The sequence below is a fragment of the Brachybacterium sp. GPGPB12 genome, from assembly GCF_038396325.1.
Taxonomy (GTDB): domain Bacteria; phylum Actinomycetota; class Actinomycetes; order Actinomycetales; family Dermabacteraceae; genus Brachybacterium; species Brachybacterium conglomeratum.
Genome location: NZ_CP149573.1, coordinates 133,465 through 150,526 on the forward strand (window position 1 = coordinate 133,465; position 17,062 = coordinate 150,526).

Genomic DNA, 17,062 nt, shown 5'->3' on the forward strand with positions numbered 1-17,062 from the left:
CCGCCGCGTGGGAGACTGGCGCCATGACCACCGCCCTGCCCGCCGACCTCCGGAAGGACCTCGAGACCGCCGGGTACTTCCCCCAGGCCGCCTCCCGCAGCATCGCGCGCTCCCTGCGCGGAGCGGCCGTGCTCACGCACCTCGTGCGTGCCGAGACCACCTTCGACGGCCCCGAGGTGCGACGGCACCTCACCGTCGTCGTGCTCACCGCGACGCACCTGCTGATCACCCATCTCGACGACGACCCCGCGGACGCGCTGAACCCCAGCCAGGTCGTCTCGACCACCGAGCGGGTGCGTCTGCGCCGCATCACCTCGACGGGCCTGTCCCAGGTCTTCGACGCCGACGGGCGACTCGCCACGGGCCGCGAGTCCGAGATCACCCTCGGAGTGACCTGGGACGGCGACCGTCGCCTCGACCTCGAGCCGGCCGACTGCGGCGACCCCACCTGCCAGGCGGACCACGGTTACACCGGCGGCTCCGCCCCCGCGGACCTCGCGCCGCGGGTCAGCGCGCTGGCCGACGGCGAGGCCGCGGTCGAGGAGGCGCTCGCCTTCCACGACCGCCTCCTCGAGGCGATCGACGACCTCGGGGCCTGAGCCGGAGCATGGCCGAGATGGACGATCCCGCCCTGCCCGACTGGCCCGAGGACCTGCTGGCCCCGCCCTTCGCCGCGGGGGAGCGGCCGGGCCTGCTGGACGTGCTCGCCCCCCTCGCCTCCGCGCCCGAGGAGGGACGGGACCTGGTGGTGCCGCTCGACGGCGTCGGCGCGGACCTGCTGACCGAGCACCGGGCGCTCACTCCGACGCTGAGGCGCCTCGAGGGCTCCGTGGAGCGGATCCGCACGGTCACCCCGTCGACGACCGCCAGCGCGATGGTCTCCCTGCACACGGGGCTCGCACCGCTCGAGCACGGGGTGCTGGGCTATCTCGGCTTCGAACCCGTGGACCGCCGGGCCGTCAACCAGCTGACCGGCGCCCCGGGCCTGGACCCCCACGCCTGGATGCCGCTGACGACCCCGGTGGAGGCCGGGACGCGCCGCGCCGTGCAGGTCGCCCCCGCCAAGCACGCCCGCTCCCATCTCAGCGGCGTCGCCTATCGCGGCTGGGAGTTCCTCGCCCAGGGGCGTGGGGACCGCGTCGAGGCGGTGCGCACCGCGCCGCACCGCGGCGGCCCGGATGCGCTGGTGCACCTGCACGTGGACGACGTGGACCACGCCGGCCACGTGCACGGCATCGACTCCGAGCCGTGGCGCACCGCGCTCGCCGAGGTCGACGCGCTGATCGGCACGCCGCTGAGACGCGTCCCCCGTGGGACCCGCGTCCACCTCACCGCCGATCACGGGATGGTCGACACCTCCGCTGCGCACACCGTCGACCTCGCGGAGGAGCCGGCGATCCTGTCCCTGGTCGAGGAGGTGACGGGGGAGGCGAGGGCGCTCGCCCTGCACGCGGTGCCCGGCGACGGCGCCGCCGCGGAGCTCGCCGAGCGGATGCGCGTGCTGATGGGGGAGCGCGCCCTGGTCCTCACCCGGGAGCAGGTGCTCGCCTCGGGGTCGCTCGGCCCTGCCGCCACGGCGATCCCCGAGCACGTCCGGGGACGGATCGCCGACGTGCTCGTCCTCGCCCGCGGACGCTGGGGCGTCGACGACTTCTCACGCCGATCCGAGACGGCCCGGTCGATGATCGGGGTGCACGGATCGCTCACCTCGGGGGAGGCGGTCGTGCCGCTGCTGCGCACGATCACCTGAGCCCTGCCGCGGCGCGATGCCCGGTGGGCAGGCCCGCCCGCGGCGGCCCCGGGAGACGTCTCAGTCGTTCCGGGAGCCGAAGACGATCTCGTCCCAGCTGGGCATCGAGGCGCGCTTGCTCTTCGACCGGGAGGACTTCCGGGCAGGCTTCGCGGGCTCCTCGGACTCGCCGGAGCCCTCTCCCCGCGCGGCGGCGGAGGCGTCGTCGAAGCCGGGCAGCGGCGTGAGGTCCACGGTGTCCTGGTACTGGATCTCCGGCCGCTCGGGCTCGTCGCCCGCCTCGTCGGAGGTCTCCTCGGCCGGGTCGTCGGCGCCGTCCTGCGCGCTCGGGGAGTCCGAGGGGTCCTGGGCGGCGAGCTCCTCGTCGGCGCCCTGCCCGTCCTGCTCCTCCGGCGCCGAGGAGTGCTCGCGCAGGGCCTCCGCGTCCGGGTCGTGGTCGGCGGGGGACTGGTCGGCCCCGGCGCCCGATCCGGCCTCCGCCGGGCCGGCGAGCACCGGCGCGACGGGACGCGCGTGATCGGCGTGCGGAGCGGGATCGGCGGCGAGCCCGGAGCCCTGCGCCTCGGTGCTGTCGTCGCCGGGCTCCTCGACGGTCTCGTCGAGCCCCGACCAGACGGTCGCGGAGTCGTCGGGGCGGGGGACGGAGCGCATCCCGCGACGGGCGTTGAGCGCGTCGAGCTCGCTGTCCTCGAGCGCGGAGGGGTGCTCGTCCGCCACGGGACGGCGGTGCGGCCAGGTGCGGGCGCGGGGCGACTCGCCCTCGAGCGAGCCGTCGGCCTCGAGGTCGTACACGGAGGACTTCACGGCCTGGAGCCGGCCGCGGCCGCGGCTCGGCTCGGGCGGGGCGTCCTCGTCGCTGATCCAGCGGGCCTCGTCGTCCAGCGGGGAGACGGAGCGGGTCTCGACATCGGCGGCCCAGTGGGCCTGCCGGGTGCGACCGCCTGCGGAGAAGGTCAGCTCGAGGGTCCAGGTGCCGTCGGGGCGCCGCCAGGCGTCCCAGGCGCTCTCGCCGGTCGCCTCGCGGGCGGCGAGCCGCTCGGCGACGACCTCCTGGAGGGCGGGGCCGCCGCGGCCGACGGGGAAGGTGCGCGCCCGCTGGGCGGTCCACTCGCGCTCGGCGAGCACCGGCCCCTCGTAGCGGCGGACGTGCTCGAGGGGGATCTCGGAGGTCTCCGAGATCTCCTCCGCGCCGCGGCCGGCGCGGAGCATCGCCTGGATCTCCTTGGGGCGCGGCGGGGTCGCGTCGGCCGCCTGGATCATGTTCAGCGCGGGACGGTCCGAGCGCACCGCGGCGCGCAGAGCGCGGTCGATCCGCAGGGTGTACCGATCGCCGTCGGAGTCGACCAGGAGCAGATGCTCCCCGTCGTCGTGGATCCCGTCGAGATCGAGCTCGCGCATCGTCGTCCTCTCCGTCCGAGCCTGGTCTCGGAGCCTGGTCGCTCGCAGGCACAGTCTAGGCCGTGACCCTACAGTGCGACGCCTGGGTGCGCGCCGGACGCGCCCGGGCCGTCGTCACCGGACGCCTACGGGGCGGGGACGTCGTGTTGCCGCTCACGGGTGCCTCTGCAATAATGCCGCCGCATTCAGCGTTGGGACCCGGACCGGTCGGATGCGGTCCCTAGTGGCCGCACCGGCGCGGACATGCCCACACCCAGGTCGTACGACCCCGCAGACAACCAGGAACGGACCGTAGATGGCCACTGATTACGACGCCCCGCGCAAGAACGACGACGAGTCGAACGACGACTCCATCGAGGAGCTGAAGGGCCGACGGAACGAGTCGGCGACCCCCACGGTCGACGAGGACGAGGCCGAGGCGGCCGACTCCTACGAGCTCCCGGGCGCCGACCTCTCCGGCGAGGAGCTCTCCGTGCGCGTCTTCGCCCCGCCAGGCGGACGAGTTCACGTGCGCCAGCCGCTTCCTCGTGAAGCACCGCGGCCAGATCGACCACGTCGAGGGCACGCTCATCATCTGCAAGGACTGCGCGGCGGCCTGACGTGCGCGCGAGCGCGGGTCAGCAGAGGGGGAGCACCCCGGCAAGCAGGAACGGCACCTCCTGAAGGGGAGGTGCCGTTCCTGCTGTCGGGGCCGGACCGGGCGCGAGGCCGACAGGCCACGAGGTCGGAGATGCCCTCGGACCGGAGCGGTCAGGCCGCGCGCCGTGCCTGCTGCTGGGCGGTGCGCAGAGCGAGGGCGAGGTCCTCGGGGCGACGGGTCGAGGCGACCCACGCGGTGGTCGGGTCCTCCGGATCCAGCACCTCGACGCGGATCCCGCCGCGGGTCCAGCCGCGCACCTCGTGGTGGGCCAGCGGCTCGAAGTCCTGGCCGATCGTGAGCGCCCAGTCCTCGCCGCGCGGCACCTGCGGCTCGCCCAGCTCGGTCACGTCGATCCGGGCGCGGCCCAGGCGGAACCGGCCGTCCGAGACCTCCAGCACGGGGGAGTAGGCGATCAGCAAGACGATCGCGATCACGATGGAGACCGCCGACAGCGCGATCGCCGCGCCGAGGTGCAGGGGCACGATGACGAGCCCGAGCGCCGCACCGATCGCGACGCCGATCACCCAGGCGCCGACCCCGGGCAGGAGGTGCTCGCGGTGGAGAGGCGTTCCGGCGCCGCGCCCGGGTGCGGGGGCCGCACCGGCGGCGGACCGCTCGGACGGGGACTCGGCGGCGGGGGGAACGGCGGAGGCGGACATGCCCACCATGGTCTCACGCACTCCCTGGACCCCCGGTGCGCGGAGGACGCCGCCGGAGCGCCTACCCTGGCGTCATGTCTGCCGACCCCGACACCAGCGCGCCGCGCGGATCCGCCGCACCGGCGCGACCCCGCTCCCGCACCGCGCCCATGCCGACGACGCCGGCCTCGACCTCGCCAGCGCCGAGGAGCTCGTGATCCCCGCGGGCGGCCGCGCCCTGGTCGACACCGGCCTCGCCGTCGCCCTCCCGCCCGGCACCGTGGGACTCGTCTGCCCCCGCTCGGGCCTCGCCGCGAAGCACGGCGTCACGGTCCTCAACGGCCCCGGTATCGTGGACGCCGGCTATCGCGGACCGCTCAAGGTCGCGCCGCACAACACCGATCCGACGAAGGACTTCCCCCTCCGCGTCGGGGACCGGATCGCCCAGCTCGTGGTGGTGCCGTTCCTGGCCCCCGTGTCGCAGGAGGTCGAGGACCTCGAGGAGACGGACCGGTCCACCGCCGGGTTCGGCTCCAGCGGCGGCTTCGGCGGCGCACACCACCAGGAGGGATGACCATGGGACTGTTCTCCCGCAGGAAGCGGCAGGAGCCGGAGGAGATCGAGGGGCTGGGCGCCCTGGAGCTCGACTCGCCCGAGCCGGACGACGCCCCGGAGGACGAGGGCGCGGCCGACGACGCCCTCCCCGAGGACGAGCCCGAGACCGAGGAGGAGGCCCCCGCACGCGGGGACCACCTCGAGGACGGGCCCTACGACGAGGCCGACGCGCCCGACGAGGACCGCATCGACCTCGGCGGCCTGCTCGTCCCCGCCATCGACGGCATGGAGTCGCGGATGGAGGTCGACCAGCGCACGAACGCCGTGACCGGCGCGAACCTCGTCATCGAGGGCTCCTCGCTGCAGGTCCAGGCCTTCGCGGCTCCCAAGTCCCGCGGGATCTGGGAGGAGGTGCGGGGCAAGCAAGCGCGCGAGTCCGTGGTCAAGCAGGGCGGCACCGCCGAGACCCGGCCGGGCGCCTTCGGGACCGAGCTGATCGCGCGAATGCCCGTCAAGCGGGCCGACGGCCGCACCGCCTACCGTCCCGCGCGCTTCATCGGCGTCGACGGGCGGCGCTGGTCGCTGCGCGCGGTCCTCTCCGGCAAGGCGCTGGCGGACCCCGAGCAGGCGCGCCGCTTCGAGACGCTCGTCTCGCGCCTGGTCGTCGTGCGCGGCGCGGAGGCGATGGCGCCGCAGGAGCTCATCCCCCTGCACCTGCCCGGCGAGCGTCCGGGCCTCGACCAGATCCGCTCCGGCCCGCTGGACCCGCTCGCCCGCGGTCCGGAGATCACCGAGATCGGATGAGCACCCACCGCGCCGGCGGCCGGCCCCGACGGGATCGGGCCGCCGCATCCCCCGCCCCCGCGCCTGCCGCCGGGTCCTCGCCGCGCGGCGACTCCGACGCCGCGCCGTCCCCCGGGGCCGACGCGCAGGACGCATCCCCGGCGGGCCAGCGGCCCGCGGTAGAGCCCGCCGGCGGCGAGGGATCGACCCGCGGCGGCCTCGGCGCCGTGCTCCAGGAGGAGGAGTTCTCCGTCGCCGACGCGATCGGCGGGCGCCGCGGGATCGTGGAGTCGGTCTCGCCGACGCCGCTGTTCGTCGTGCTCTTCGTCGCCACGGGCGCCGTGGGCCTCGCCGCGGGCGCCGCGGTCGCGGCCGTCGTGGTGATGCTGGTCGTGCGTCTCGTCCAGCGCCAGAGCCCCTCGACCGTGATCGGCGGGCTGATCGGGGTCGCGCTCGGCGCGGTCCTCGCGGTCCGCTCCGGGGAGGGGTCCGACTTCTACTGGCCGGGCATCGTCACCAACGCCGTCTCGCTGGCCGTGCTCCTGCTCTCCCTCGCCCTGCGGCACCCGCTCGTCGGCGTGGTCGTCGCGCCGCTGGACCCGCGGGTCTCGGACTGGCGCGAGCACGAGGACGGCCGCCGCGTCTACACCCGCGCGACCCTCCTGTTCGCGGGGCTGTACGCGGCCAAGCTCGCCGTGCGGCTCCCGCCGCTGCTGACCGGCCAGGTCGCGGCGCTCGGCGCGGCGAAGATCGCCATGGGCCTGCCGGCCTTCGCGGTGATCGCCTATCTCGTCTGGCTCATGCATCGCGGGTCGCTCGCCCGCCGCGGCCACCGCTGAGCCCCGAGCGGCGCGGTCAGCGCACCGTCCACTGGATGAGATGATGGTGCACGATGTGCACGCCGAGAGTTCTGCCGCCGTCCGAGCCGGGCTCGGACCCGGAGTGGAGGAGAGTGGTCCGATGACCCCCGATGCCGACAGCGCGCCGAGCGACCCCGCCCCCGGCGGCCGAGTCCTCACGGTCACCGCCGGCCCTCCCGCGGCCGGCGGCACCTTCGTGGCCCGCCACGAGGGCCGGGTCGTCTTCGTGCGCGGCACCGCACCGGGGGAGACCGTCACCGCCCGCCTTCTCGAGGACCCCCAGGCGAAGGCCGATGCCCGCTTCTGGCGCGCCGAGGCGCTCGACGTGCTCGAGGCCGGACCCGACCGCGTCCCCACGGTGTGGGAGGAGGCCGGGGTCGACGGCGTCGGCGGCGCGGAATGGGCGCACATCGCCCTGCCCGCCCAGCGCCGCATCGCGAGCGAGGTCATGCAGGAGCCGCTGCGGCGTGCCGGGGTGACGAGCTTCCCGATCGAGCAGGTGCAGGTCGAGCCCGCCCCGCACGACGCCGACGGGCTCGGCTGGCGCACTCGGGTGCGCTACGCCGTCGGCCCCGACGGGGAGGTCGGGATGCGCGGCTGGCGCTCCCACGAAGTGCGTCCCGTGGGCGAGGATCCCCTGTCGGCCCCCGCGGTGCGCGCGTTGCGCCTGGGGGAGTGGACCGCCCCCGAGGGCACCGAGGCCGTCGACGCCGTGGCCCCCTCGGCCGGTCCGGCCTCGGTGGTGCTGATCGGCCGTGACCTGGATCCCGAGACGATCGAGATCCCGCAGAGCTGGGGCGACGCCGACGTCGCGGTCCGCACCGCCCGCGGTCTCGTCCAGCGCGCGCGGCGACGGCACCGTCCACGAGCGCCTGGGCGAGCGGCTGTTCACCGTCAGCGCCACCGGCTTCTGGCAGTCCCACCGCCGGGCCGCGGAGCTCGCTCACCGAGATCGTCGACTCCGCCCTGCACGCCCCGCGGGGCGGCGCCGCCTGGGACCTCTACGGCGGCGTCGGCGTCTTCGCCGCGGTCGCCGCGGAGCAGGTGGGCACGGGCGGCTCGGTCGTCTCCGTCGAGGGCAACCGCCGCGCCTCCCAGCTGGCCGCCCAGAACCTCGAGGACCTCCCGCAGGTCTCCACCGCCACGGCCGACGTCACCGACTGGGTGCGCGCACGCCGCGGCGGGGTCGACGCGGTGGTCCTGGATCCGCCGCGCGCCGGCGCGGGCGTCGAGCTGATGGGGTCGCTCGCCGGCGCCGTGCGCCAGCGCATCGTGTACGTCTCCTGCGAGCCCGCCACCCTCGCCCGCGACCTCGCCGCGATCGAGGGCAAGGGATGGCAGGTCAAGGACCTGCGCGCCTTCGACCTCTTCCCGCACACGCACCACATCGAGTCCGTCGCGGTCCTCGAGCGCGTCGCGGGCTGACCGGGCCGATGCGCGCCCGGCGCAGATGACGCACTGTCAGCACCATGGGGTCCTGCGTGGTATGATTTATCTTGACTTCAAGATACTTGCCGGGGAGCCGCCCGGCACCCCTCCTCGACCCGCGCCCTCCGCGTCGGGCCCCGAGGTGCGCGATCGCCTGCCGCGCGCGGGCGACGCGCCTACGATGGAGGGGCCGAACCCATACCGAAGGAGTGCGTCCGATGAGCACTGTCGACTCATTCGCCGCGAAGCAGAAGCTCGAGGTCGGCGGCACCGACTACGAGATCTATGCGCTCGACGCCGTCGAGGGCGCCGAGAAGCTTCCCTACAGCCTCAAGATCCTGCTCGAGAACCTGCTGCGCACCGAGGACGGGGCGAACATCACCGCCGACCACGTCCGTGCGCTCGCGAGCTGGGACGCGACGGCCGATCCGTCCGTCGAGATCCAGTTCACGCCCGCCCGCGTGATCATGCAGGACTTCACCGGCGTCCCCTGCGTCGTCGATCTCGCCACCATGCGCGAGGCCGTCCAGGACCTCGGCGGGGATCCCGAGCGGATCAACCCGCTCGCCCCCGCGGAGATGGTCATCGACCACTCCGTGATGATCGACGTCGCGGGCCGTCTCGACGCGCTCGAGCAGAACATGGAGCTCGAGTACGAGCGCAACCGCGAGCGCTACCAGTTCCTGCGCTGGGGCCAGACCGCCTTCGACGACTTCAAGGTCGTCCCCCCGGGCACCGGCATCGTCCACCAGGTCAACATCGAGTACCTCGCCCGCACCGTCATGACCCGCGAGGTGTCGGTCGATGGCGCGCGCCAGTGCTCCGTGCGTACCCGGACTCCTGCGTCGGCACCGACTCGCACACCACCATGGTCAACGGCCTGGGCGTGCTCGGCTGGGGCGTCGGCGGCATCGAGGCCGAGGCCGCGATGCTCGGCCAGCCCGTCTCCATGCTGATCCCGCGCGTGGTGGGCTTCAAGCTCACCGGCGAGATCCCGCCGGCCGCCACCGCGACCGACGTCGTGCTCACCATCACCGAGATGCTCCGCCAGCACGGCGCGGTGGGCAAGTTCGTCGAGTTCTACGGCGAGGGCGTCTCGCAGGTCCCGCTCGCCAACCGCGCGACGATCGGCAACATGAGCCCCGAGTTCGGCTCGACCGTCGCGATCTTCCCGGTCGACGAGGTCACCACCGACTACCTGCGCCTGACCGGTCGCACCGAGGAGCAGGTCGCCCTCGTGGAGGCCTACGCCAAGCGCCAGGGCCTGTGGCACGACCCCTCGACGGAGGTCGAGTACTCCGAGTACCTCGAGCTGGACCTCTCCACCGTGGTGCCCTCCATCGCCGGCCCCAAGCGTCCCCAGGACCGCATCGTCCTCACCGAGGCGAAGGAGTCCTTCCGCAAGGTGTCGCCGTCCTACGCGGGCGAGGGCCATCAGGTCGAGGAGGGCGAGGACGCCGGCGGCTTCCCCGCCTCGGACCCGGCCGGACTGGAGTCGGACAACGCTTCCGGCGGCGACGCCCCGGAGCGCCAGAACGTGATCGGCCGCGCCTCGGACCCGGTCCAGGTCAAGGGCAAGGACTTCGAGATCGACCACGGCATCGTCTCGATCGCCTCGATCACCTCCTGCACCAACACCTCGAACCCCTCGGTGATGATGGCCGCCGGCCTGCTCGCCCAGAACGCGGTGGACCGCGGCCTGGTCGCCAAGCCGTGGGTGAAGACCTCCATGGCCCCCGGCTCGCAGGTCGTCACCAACTACTACACCCGGGCGGGCCTCTGGCCGGCGCTCGAGGCGCTCGGCTTCCACCTGGTGGGCTACGGCCGCACCACCTGCATCGGCAACTCGGGCCCGCTGGACTCGGAGATCTCCGAGGCCATCGCCGAGAAGGACCTCGCCGTCACCGCGGTGCTCTCGGGCAACCGCAACTTCGAGGGCCGCATCAACCCCGACGTGAAGATGAACTACCTGGCCTCGCCGCCGCTGGTCATCGCCTACGCGCTCGCGGGCACCATGGACTTCGACTTCGAGAACGACCCGCTGGGGCAGGACAAGGACGGCCAGGACGTCTACCTGCGCGACATCTGGCCGAACCCGACCGAGGTCGAGAAGGTCATCGGCGAGTCCATCTCCCAGGAGATGTTCACCGAGGACTACAAGGACGTCTTCACCGGCGACGAGCGCTGGCGGAGCCTGGAGACTCCCGAGGGCGCGACCTTCGAGTGGGACTCCGAGTCCACCTACGTGCGCAAGCCCCCGTACTTCGAGGGAATGGAGGCGCGACCCGCGCCGGTCGGCGACGTCGAGGGCGCCCGGGTGCTGGTCAAGGTCGGCGACTCGACCACGACCGACCACATCTCGCCCGCCGGCTCGATCAAGCTCGACTCCCCGGCCGGTCGCTACCTGCAGGAGCACGGCGTCGCGCGCAAGGACTTCAACTCCTACGGCTCCCGCCGAGGCAACCACGAGGTCATGATCCGCGGCACCTTCGCGAACATCCGCATCAAGAACCAGCTCCTCGACGGCGTCGAGGGCGGGTACACGAAGAACTTCCTGACCGGCGAGCAGGAGTTCATCTACGACGCCGCCCAGGCCTGCGCCGAGCAGGACATCCCGCTCGTGGTCCTGGCCGGCAAGGAGTACGGCACCGGCTCCTCCCGCGACTGGGCCGCCAAGGGCACCAAGCTCCTCGGCGTCCAGGTCGTCATCGCCGAGAGCTTCGAGCGCATCCACCGCTCGAACCTCATCGGCATGGGCGTCTCGCCGCTGCAGTACCCCGCCGGCGAGACCGCCGAGTCCCTCGGGATCGACGGCACCGAGACCTTCTCCTTCACCGGGATCACCGCGATGAACGAGGGCGCCACCCCGAAGACGATCAAGGTCGTCGCCGCCAAGCAGGACGGCACCTCCGCGGAATTCGATGCGGTCGTCCGCATCGACACCCCCGGCGAGGCGGAGTACTACCGCAACGGCGGAATCCTGCAGTACGTCCTGCGCTCGCTGGTCGCGGCCTGATCGCAGGCCCCTCCCGCGCCGTCCGGTCCTCGTGACCGGCGCACGCCGCGCCCCGCCCGGCTCCGGCCCGGCGGGGCGCCGTCATGTCCGGGTGCGGGAGGCGCCGCAGGCACCCTCTCGCGCACCCCTGACCGGGCTGTCTGCACCGCGTTGCACACCTCGGCGGGGCCGGGTGAAGCCCCGGTGAAGATGTGCACAGATGTGACCATGTCTCCCGTCTCGGCAGGTCAGCACCACGTACTCTGAACAGGTCCCGATCCCGTCCCCGAGGGAGGACCGTGCGTGTCCACCACTGAGCAGCGACGCCGCCGCGCCGACCCGTCGGCGCCCGCGCCCCGCCCCTCCCGCCCGGCGGCGGACTCCACCGTGCCCCCGCCCGAGGTGCCGATCCCCGCGGACCCCGAGGCGCCGCGGCCTGGACGCGGAGCGCCTCCCGGGCCTCGCCCGCACCCTTCGCCGCCGCCTCCTCGAGATCTGCGCCGTCAGCGGAGGCCACCTCGGCCCGAACCTCGGCGTCGTCGAGCTGACCCTCACCCTGCACCGCGAGTTCCGCTCCCCGGGGGAGCCGATCGTCTTCGACACCGGCCACCAGGCATACGTCCACAAGATGCTCACCGGCCGCGCCGACCTCGAGGGGCTCCGCCGCGCCGGCGGCACCTCCGGCTATCCCGACCGGGGCGAGTCCGAGCACGACCTGGTCGAGAACTCCCACGCCTCCGGATCGATCGCCTGGGCGCACGGCCTGGACCGCGCCCACCGCCTCGCGGGGAAGCAGGGCGTCTCCGTCGCGGTGATCGGGGACGGCGCGCTCACCGGCGGCGTCGGCCTCGAGGCGCTCAACGAGCTCGCCGCGGACCGCGGCTCCCGCACCGTCGTCGTGCTCAACGACAACACCCGCTCCTACGCGCCCACCGTCGGCGGCCTCGCTCGGCATCTCGCCGCGCCGCGCACGGGCGAGGTGTCGCCCGGACAGGACGTCTTCACCCAGCTGGGTCTGACCTATCTCGGACCCGTCGACGGCCACGATCTCACCGCGCTCGCGGCCGCGACCGCCGCCGCCCGCGAGACCGCGGAGGACCCTGGCGGCGCCGGCGTGGTCCTGCACGTCCTCACCCGCAAGGGCGCCGGCTTCGCCCGCGCCGAGGCCGACGCGGTGGACCACTGGCACGCCACCGGCCCCTTCTCGCTCGAGGGCGAGGAGGCGACGAAGCCCGCCGCCCGCACCTGGAGCGCCCGCCTGGGCGCCGCCGTGCTCGACGCCGCCCGTGCCGACGAACGGGTGGTCGCGCTCAGCGCCGCGATGATCGACCCCGTCGGGCTCACCCCGATGCAGCAGGAGATGCCCGAGCGCGTCCTCGACGTCGGCATCGCCGAGCGGCTCGCGCTGGACACCGCCGCCGGCCTCTCCGCCGGGGGCCGGTCGCCCCTCGTCGCGCTCTACGCGACGTTCCTCAACCGCGCCCACGACCAGCTGCTGCTGGACCTCGCCCTGCACGGTGAGGACGTCACGATCACGCTGGACCGCGCCGGGATCACCGGGGACGACGGTCCGAGCCACCACGGCATCTGGGACCTCGCCCTCGCCGCGCAGGTGCCCGGACTGAGCCTGTGGGCGCCCCGCGACGGCGCCCGCCTCGACGCGGCGGTCCCCGCGGCGCTCGGCACCCCGGGCCCCTCGATCGTCCGCTTCCCCAAGGGCGCCTGCCCCGAGGAGCTCCCGGCGCTCGCCCAGGCGCCCGCGGGAGACGTCCTGCACGGCGACGCGGAGGCCCCGATCGACGTGCTCCTGGTCTCCGTCGGCGCCCTCGCCGACCGCGCCCTCGCCGCCGCCCGGGAGATCGCGGCGTCCCGTCCCGCGGCGAACGTGGTCGTGCTCGATCCGGTCCGGGCGCCGCCGCTGGGCGAGGAGCCGCTGGACCTGGCCGCCGGCGCCCGCGCGGTGCTCACCCTCGAGGACGGCCTCGCGGAGCGGGGGATCGGTGCCGCGCTCGCACTGCGGCTCGGCCGACGCTCGACCCCGGCGCGGCCCGGCCCCGTCGTGCATTGCCTGGGCGTGGACCTCGAGTTCCTCGCCCACGGCAAGCGCGACGCGATCCTCGCCGACCAGGGCCTGGACGCCCCTGGCATCGCCGAGAGCCTCGCCGCACTGCTCTGAATCGCGCTGCTCGGTGACGACCCGCGGGCGCCGTCGCTCCGACGCGGCGGGTGTCGTGGGCCGGATACGAGGACGCCGTGCCGCCGACGCGGTGAGCACCGCGGAACGGAGCGTCCGCAGGTGCTCTCAGCCCAGCGAGCGCGCGGAGCGGGGTCGTCGGCCCGGGCCGTGAGGACGATCGGCGCGCCGTCGGTGACCTGCAGGGTGTGCTCCGCGTGCGCGCCGCGGGACCCGTCGGCCGCCAGCTGGGTCCAGCCGTCCCGCTCGTCGACGACGAGCTCGGAGGTGGTCGGCACCAGGAACGGCTCGACGGTGATCAGTCGCCCTGCCACGAGCTCGGCGCCGCCGCCGGGGGTGCCGTGGTTGGGGACGAAGGGCGCCTCGTGCATCGTGCGCCCCACGCCGTGGCCGCCGAAGCGGTCGTTGATCGAGTAGCCGAGCGAGGTCGCCTCGTTCATCACCGCGAAGCCGATGTCTCCGACGGTGGCCCCGGCGGTGACCTGGTCGATCCCGGCCCACATCACCTGCTCTGTGTCGCGGATCAGCCGCAGGTCCTCCGCGCGCGGGGTGCCGACGGGGATCGTCAGGCACGAGTCCGCCACCCAGCCCTCCACCGAGACGGCGAAGTCGAGGGAGAGCAGGTCCCCGTCCTCGAGCACCCGGTCGTAGGGGCGGCCGTGGAGCACGGCCTCGTTCAGCGAGGTGCAGATGACGTACCCGAAGGGGGAGGCTCCGAAGACGGGGTGGTAGTCGATGTAGCGGCTGGTCGCCCCGGCCTCGCGGATCAGGCGATGCGCCTCCGCGTCGACGTCCAGCAGGTTCCAGCCCACGTCCACGACCTGCCGCAGGTGCGAGAGCACGGAGGCGACGAACTCGCCGGCCGGACGGGCCTGCGCGGTGGTGGGCGGCTCCTGGGTGGAGTCGCGGCGACGGCGTCCGAGGATCATCGTGCCTCCTGCCAGGTGACCAGCCGGGCCCCGACCCAGGCGATCATCGGTGCGAACACGGCGGCGCCGAGCAGGTGGCCGAAGACCACCAGCTCGGGCGACCCGGTGAAGTACTGGATGTAGCCGACCGCGCCCTGCGCGAGGGTCGCCGCGAGCGGCCACCAGGCCGCGGTGCGGGCCTCGCGGCGGGCACGCGAGCGGTGGAGGACGACCAGCATCGCGATCAGCAGGGCGAGGAAGAGGTAGACCGCGACGGCGTGGACCCGGGTGATCAGGACCGGGGAGAACATCAGGCGGGTGACGTCCCCGGCATCGCCCGAATGCGGGCCCGTGCCGGTGACCAGCGTGCCGAGCACCAGCACCACGAAGCCCACCGCCGCCAGCGGGACGTAGAGCCCCAGCAGTCGTGGCGGGACCGCGAGGCGCACGTGCGAGTCGCCGTCGTAGAGCCGCACCAGCAAGCACCGTCGAGAGCGCGCCGAGCACGGGGGAGATGAGGAAGTGGGGGCTGACGATCCCGGGGTGCAGGTCGAACCACACCACGAACGCCCCGATCAGCGCCTGCGCGGCGGTGCCGATCAGCGGCACCCACGCCAGCATCCGGAAGCCGCGTCCCTTGTGGGCGAGCCAGCGGTAGGTCACCAGCAAGCACCGCGACCGCGAAGATGCTCAGCACGCCGGTGAGCGTGCGGTTGCCGAACTCGACGAAGGGGTGGATCCCGGCCTCGAGCGTCAGCTCCGGGGTGAAGTTCCCCGGCTCGCAGTGCGGCCAGGAGGAGCGACCCAGTCCGCTGCCCGTCAGACGCACCGCGCCGCCCGAGAGGATGATGCCCATCTGGCAGATCAGGTTGCCCCAGATCGCGATGGCGGCGAGACGTGCGCGCCGCCGCGGCCCCCAGGAGGTCAGACGAGGGTCGGGCAGGGTGGTGATCCGCCCGTGGCGCTCGGGGGAGCGCTCGGCGGAGAGGGCAGGCGAGGACATGCCCAGCAGTCTAGGTTCCGCGGCCGAGGGCCGCCTGGACGCCGGGTGCGGATGCGAGGGATCCCGCATCGTGAGGACTCGGCGGTCGCCCGGGACGGCCGAGCGGCCGGGCAGGAGCTCCGGGACCGGGCCCGGCGTCGGGCTCGTGCGAGGGGGCTCAGGCATCCGTCCAGCGGAACCAGCGCACGACGGCCGCGACCCCTGCCGCGGCCCACAGCAGCAGTACCACGGCGGAGCCGGGGAGAACGGACCGCCCGCGAGGCAGGCCCGCATCAGCTCGCCGAGCGCGCCCGAGGGCAGCAGGTCCGCGAGCCCGCCGAGGATCCGCGGGAACGAGGTGGTGGGGAAGGCGACGCCGCCGACGGCGACGAGCAAGCACGAACACGAGGTTCGCCACCGCCAGCACCGCCTCGGTGCGCAGCGGCCCCGCGACCAGCAGGCCGAGCGCCCCGAAGGCCACCGTCCCCACCAGCCAGACGGGGACGAGCGCCGCGAGGCCGGCGATCTCCGGCCGCCAGCCCAGGACGAGGCCCAGCACCCCGAGCACGACCACCTGCAAGACGTGGGTGGTGAGGGTGGCGAGGATCTTCCCGGCGAGATAGCCGCGCGCCCCAGGGGCGTCGTCGCGATCCAGCGCAAGACGCCGTTGCGACGGTCGAAGCCGGTCATGATCGCCTGCGAGGTGAAGGAGGTCGAGATCAGCGCGGTCGCGAAGGTCGCGGCGACCGCGGTGTCGATCGCGGGAGTGCCCTCGAGCCGGCCGACGGGCAGCGAGCCACAGCCCCACCATCACCATCGCCGGCAGGGCGATCGCGACCATGAGCCGCTCCCCGTTGGAGAGCAAGACGCGGGTCTCGAGCCGGGCGTGGGAGAGGATGCGGCGCGCGCCGGCGCGGGACGCGGCACGTGCGGCGCGGCGGCGGTGCCGCCGGAACCGGCAGGGGAGGTCGACGGGGCGGCGGCGCTCATCGGGCGGCTCCTGCGCTGGGGGCGTCGTCGTGGCGGGTCGTGCTCCCGGCGTCCTCGTCCCCGGGGGCGTCGCGGTCCATCAGGTCCAGCAAGACCGCCTCGAGGTCAGCGGCCGCGGCGCTGGAGACCTCCAGGCGGGCGCCGTGACGGGCGGCGGCCTCGTGCAGGGCCTGTTCGAGGGCGGGCACGGCGTCGGGGGCGACGCCGCTCGCGGTCGCCCGGAGGGTCACGCCGCCGCCCGGCCCGCGATGCTCGCGGACCACCTCCTGCACGCCGCCGGAGGCGAGCACGCGGCCGCGGGAGATCACTCGTACCGCGTCCGCGAGCCCGACCACGTCGTCCATCAGATGGGTGGTGAGCACGACGGCGGTGCCGGTGCGGGCCAGCCCCCGGATCAGCTCCCGCACCCGGCGCCGGATCGAGGGATCCATCCCGGCGGTCGGCTCGTCGAGGAAGACGAGGTCGGGCCGGCCGATGATCGCCAGCGCCAGGGCGAGCCGCTGGCGCTGTCCGCCGGAGAGGCGTCGCACGAGGGTGCGGGCGAACTCGTCGATGCCGAGATGGGAGGCGACCTCGTCGACGTCGAGCGGGGCGGCGTGCAGGCTCGCCCCGTAGCGCAGCGCCTGCATCGCCGTCGCGCCCGAGGCGAGGCCGCCGTCCTGGATCATCACGCCCACCCGGGCGCGGTGCTCGGGGCTCGCTCGCCAGGGGTCGGTGCCGAGCACGCGCACGCCGCCGGCATCGGGGCGCAAGAGACCGGTCGCGCAGGAGACGGCGGTGGTCTTGCCGGCGCCGTTGGGGCCGAGCAGCCGCGGTGACCTCGCCGCGCTCCGCGGTCAGGCTCAGGCCGTCGAGGGCGCGCACGGCGCCGTAGGAGTGGGCGAGGTCGGTCGCGACGAGGGCAGGGGAGTGGTCGTCCATGGCCGCCCCATCGTAGGCCG

Annotated in this window: 14 protein-coding genes and 3 pseudogenes; 10 read left to right on the top strand and 7 right to left on the bottom strand. The window is 74.3% G+C overall.

Features of this window, described 5'->3' with window-relative positions:
• Positions 1–23: 23 nt before the first annotated feature.
• Both WKH84_RS00715 and WKH84_RS00720 read left to right on the top strand, forming a co-directional pair.
• Positions 24–599: a DUF5998 family protein gene (locus WKH84_RS00715; protein ID WP_341855315.1), complete on the top strand. Its 576-nt coding sequence runs from the start codon at positions 24–26 to the stop codon at positions 597–599.
• 8 nt (positions 600–607) lie between these two features.
• The gene (locus WKH84_RS00720) at positions 608–1,750 is read left to right on the top strand and encodes an alkaline phosphatase family protein (protein ID WP_341855316.1); all 1,143 of its coding nucleotides are present in this window, start codon (positions 608–610) and stop codon (positions 1,748–1,750) included.
• Between the two features lie 60 nt (positions 1,751–1,810).
• Here WKH84_RS00720 and sepH read toward each other — a convergent pair whose 3' ends face one another.
• The gene (gene sepH, locus WKH84_RS00725) at positions 1,811–3,148 is read right to left on the bottom strand and encodes a septation protein SepH (protein WP_341855317.1); all 1,338 of its coding nucleotides are present in this window, start codon (positions 3,146–3,148) and stop codon (positions 1,811–1,813) included.
• 295 nt (positions 3,149–3,443) lie between these two features.
• Between sepH and WKH84_RS00730 the strand changes: the two are divergent.
• Positions 3,444–3,747: pseudogene (locus WKH84_RS00730) on the top strand (DUF4193 domain-containing protein).
• Positions 3,748–3,898: 151 nt separating this feature from the next.
• Here the strand turns inward: WKH84_RS00730 and WKH84_RS00735 are convergent.
• Positions 3,899–4,447 carry a DUF3093 domain-containing protein gene (locus tag WKH84_RS00735; RefSeq protein ID WP_341855318.1) on the bottom strand — a complete coding sequence of 183 codons (549 nt, stop codon included), beginning with the start codon at positions 4,445–4,447 and terminating at the stop codon, positions 3,899–3,901.
• Between WKH84_RS00735 and dut the strand changes: the two genes are divergently transcribed.
• The 7 genes and pseudogenes from dut to WKH84_RS00770 all read left to right on the top strand — a co-directional run bounded on the left by dut (position 4,446) and on the right by WKH84_RS00770 (position 13,223).
• Positions 4,446–5,000, top strand: coding sequence for a dUTP diphosphatase (dut, locus tag WKH84_RS00740; protein ID WP_341855319.1), 555 nt, complete (start codon positions 4,446–4,448; stop codon positions 4,998–5,000). The two genes, WKH84_RS00735 and dut, sit on opposite strands and share 2 nt — an antisense overlap.
• A 2-nt stretch (positions 5,001–5,002) precedes the next feature.
• Complete coding sequence (locus tag WKH84_RS00745; RefSeq protein ID WP_341855320.1) at positions 5,003–5,785, top strand: DUF3710 domain-containing protein; 783 nt, start codon at positions 5,003–5,005, stop codon at positions 5,783–5,785.
• Positions 5,782–6,603 carry a DUF3159 domain-containing protein gene (locus tag WKH84_RS00750; protein ID WP_341855321.1) on the top strand — a complete coding sequence of 274 codons (822 nt, stop codon included), beginning with the start codon at positions 5,782–5,784 and terminating at the stop codon, positions 6,601–6,603. Before WKH84_RS00745 ends, WKH84_RS00750 begins: the two co-directional genes overlap by 4 nt.
• A gap of 121 nt (positions 6,604–6,724) precedes the next feature.
• Complete coding sequence (locus WKH84_RS00755) at positions 6,725–7,861, top strand: TRAM domain-containing protein (protein WP_341855322.1); 1,137 nt, start codon at positions 6,725–6,727, stop codon at positions 7,859–7,861.
• Positions 7,861–8,049 carry a hypothetical protein gene (locus tag WKH84_RS00760; RefSeq protein WP_341855323.1) on the top strand — a complete coding sequence of 63 codons (189 nt, stop codon included), beginning with the start codon at positions 7,861–7,863 and terminating at the stop codon, positions 8,047–8,049. The genes WKH84_RS00755 and WKH84_RS00760 overlap by 1 nt, the downstream gene beginning before the upstream one ends.
• Positions 8,050–8,270: 221 nt before the next feature.
• Positions 8,271–11,068 (top strand): annotated as a pseudogene (gene acnA / locus WKH84_RS00765) (aconitate hydratase AcnA).
• Positions 11,069–11,483: 415 nt separating this feature from the next.
• Complete coding sequence (locus tag WKH84_RS00770; RefSeq protein WP_341856724.1) at positions 11,484–13,223, top strand: 1-deoxy-D-xylulose-5-phosphate synthase N-terminal domain-containing protein; 1,740 nt, start codon at positions 11,484–11,486, stop codon at positions 13,221–13,223.
• 137 nt (positions 13,224–13,360) lie between these two features.
• Here WKH84_RS00770 and map read toward each other — a convergent pair.
• From map to WKH84_RS00795, 5 genes and pseudogenes are all read right to left on the bottom strand, one after another.
• A pseudogene (gene map / locus WKH84_RS00775) lies at positions 13,361–14,170 on the bottom strand (type I methionyl aminopeptidase); the annotation flags it as partial.
• Complete coding sequence (locus tag WKH84_RS00780; RefSeq protein WP_341855324.1) at positions 14,167–14,460, bottom strand: hypothetical protein; 294 nt, start codon at positions 14,458–14,460, stop codon at positions 14,167–14,169. The gene WKH84_RS00780 and the pseudogene map, both read right to left, overlap by 4 nt.
• Entirely contained in the window at positions 14,460–15,152 is a 693-nt protein-coding gene (locus WKH84_RS00785) for a hypothetical protein (protein WP_341855325.1), read from the bottom strand. Before WKH84_RS00785 ends, WKH84_RS00780 begins: the two co-directional genes overlap by 1 nt.
• 157 nt (positions 15,153–15,309) lie before the next feature.
• Complete coding sequence (locus tag WKH84_RS00790; protein WP_341855326.1) at positions 15,310–15,996, bottom strand: ABC transporter permease; 687 nt, start codon at positions 15,994–15,996, stop codon at positions 15,310–15,312.
• A 121-nt stretch (positions 15,997–16,117) separates the two neighbouring features.
• The gene (locus WKH84_RS00795; RefSeq protein ID WP_341855327.1) at positions 16,118–16,873 is read right to left on the bottom strand and encodes an ABC transporter ATP-binding protein; all 756 of its coding nucleotides are present in this window, start codon (positions 16,871–16,873) and stop codon (positions 16,118–16,120) included.
• Positions 16,874–17,062 lie beyond the last annotated feature (189 nt).

Bases quoted from the DNA above. Each gene is read 5' to 3' on its own strand.
- WKH84_RS00745 (WP_341855320.1), top strand. From the start codon at position 5,003: ATGGGACTGTTCTCCCGCAGGAAGCGGCAGGAGCCGGAGGAGATCGAG.
- WKH84_RS00785 (WP_341855325.1), bottom strand. From the start codon at position 15,152: ATGTCCTCGCCTGCCCTCTCCGCCGAGCGCTCCCCCGAGCGCCACGGG.
- WKH84_RS00780 (WP_341855324.1), bottom strand. From the start codon at position 14,460: ATGTTCTCCCCGGTCCTGATCACCCGGGTCCACGCCGTCGCGGTCTAC.
- WKH84_RS00760 (WP_341855323.1), top strand. From the start codon at position 7,861: ATGGGGTCGCTCGCCGGCGCCGTGCGCCAGCGCATCGTGTACGTCTCC.
- sepH (WP_341855317.1), bottom strand. From the start codon at position 3,148: ATGCGCGAGCTCGATCTCGACGGGATCCACGACGACGGGGAGCATCTG.
- WKH84_RS00720 (WP_341855316.1), top strand. From the start codon at position 608: ATGGCCGAGATGGACGATCCCGCCCTGCCCGACTGGCCCGAGGACCTG.
- WKH84_RS00750 (WP_341855321.1), top strand. From the start codon at position 5,782: ATGAGCACCCACCGCGCCGGCGGCCGGCCCCGACGGGATCGGGCCGCC.
- WKH84_RS00715 (WP_341855315.1), top strand. From the start codon at position 24: ATGACCACCGCCCTGCCCGCCGACCTCCGGAAGGACCTCGAGACCGCC.
- WKH84_RS00755 (WP_341855322.1), top strand. From the start codon at position 6,725: ATGACCCCCGATGCCGACAGCGCGCCGAGCGACCCCGCCCCCGGCGGC.
- WKH84_RS00735 (WP_341855318.1), bottom strand. From the start codon at position 4,447: ATGTCCGCCTCCGCCGTTCCCCCCGCCGCCGAGTCCCCGTCCGAGCGG.
- dut (WP_341855319.1), top strand. From the start codon at position 4,446: ATGCCCACCATGGTCTCACGCACTCCCTGGACCCCCGGTGCGCGGAGG.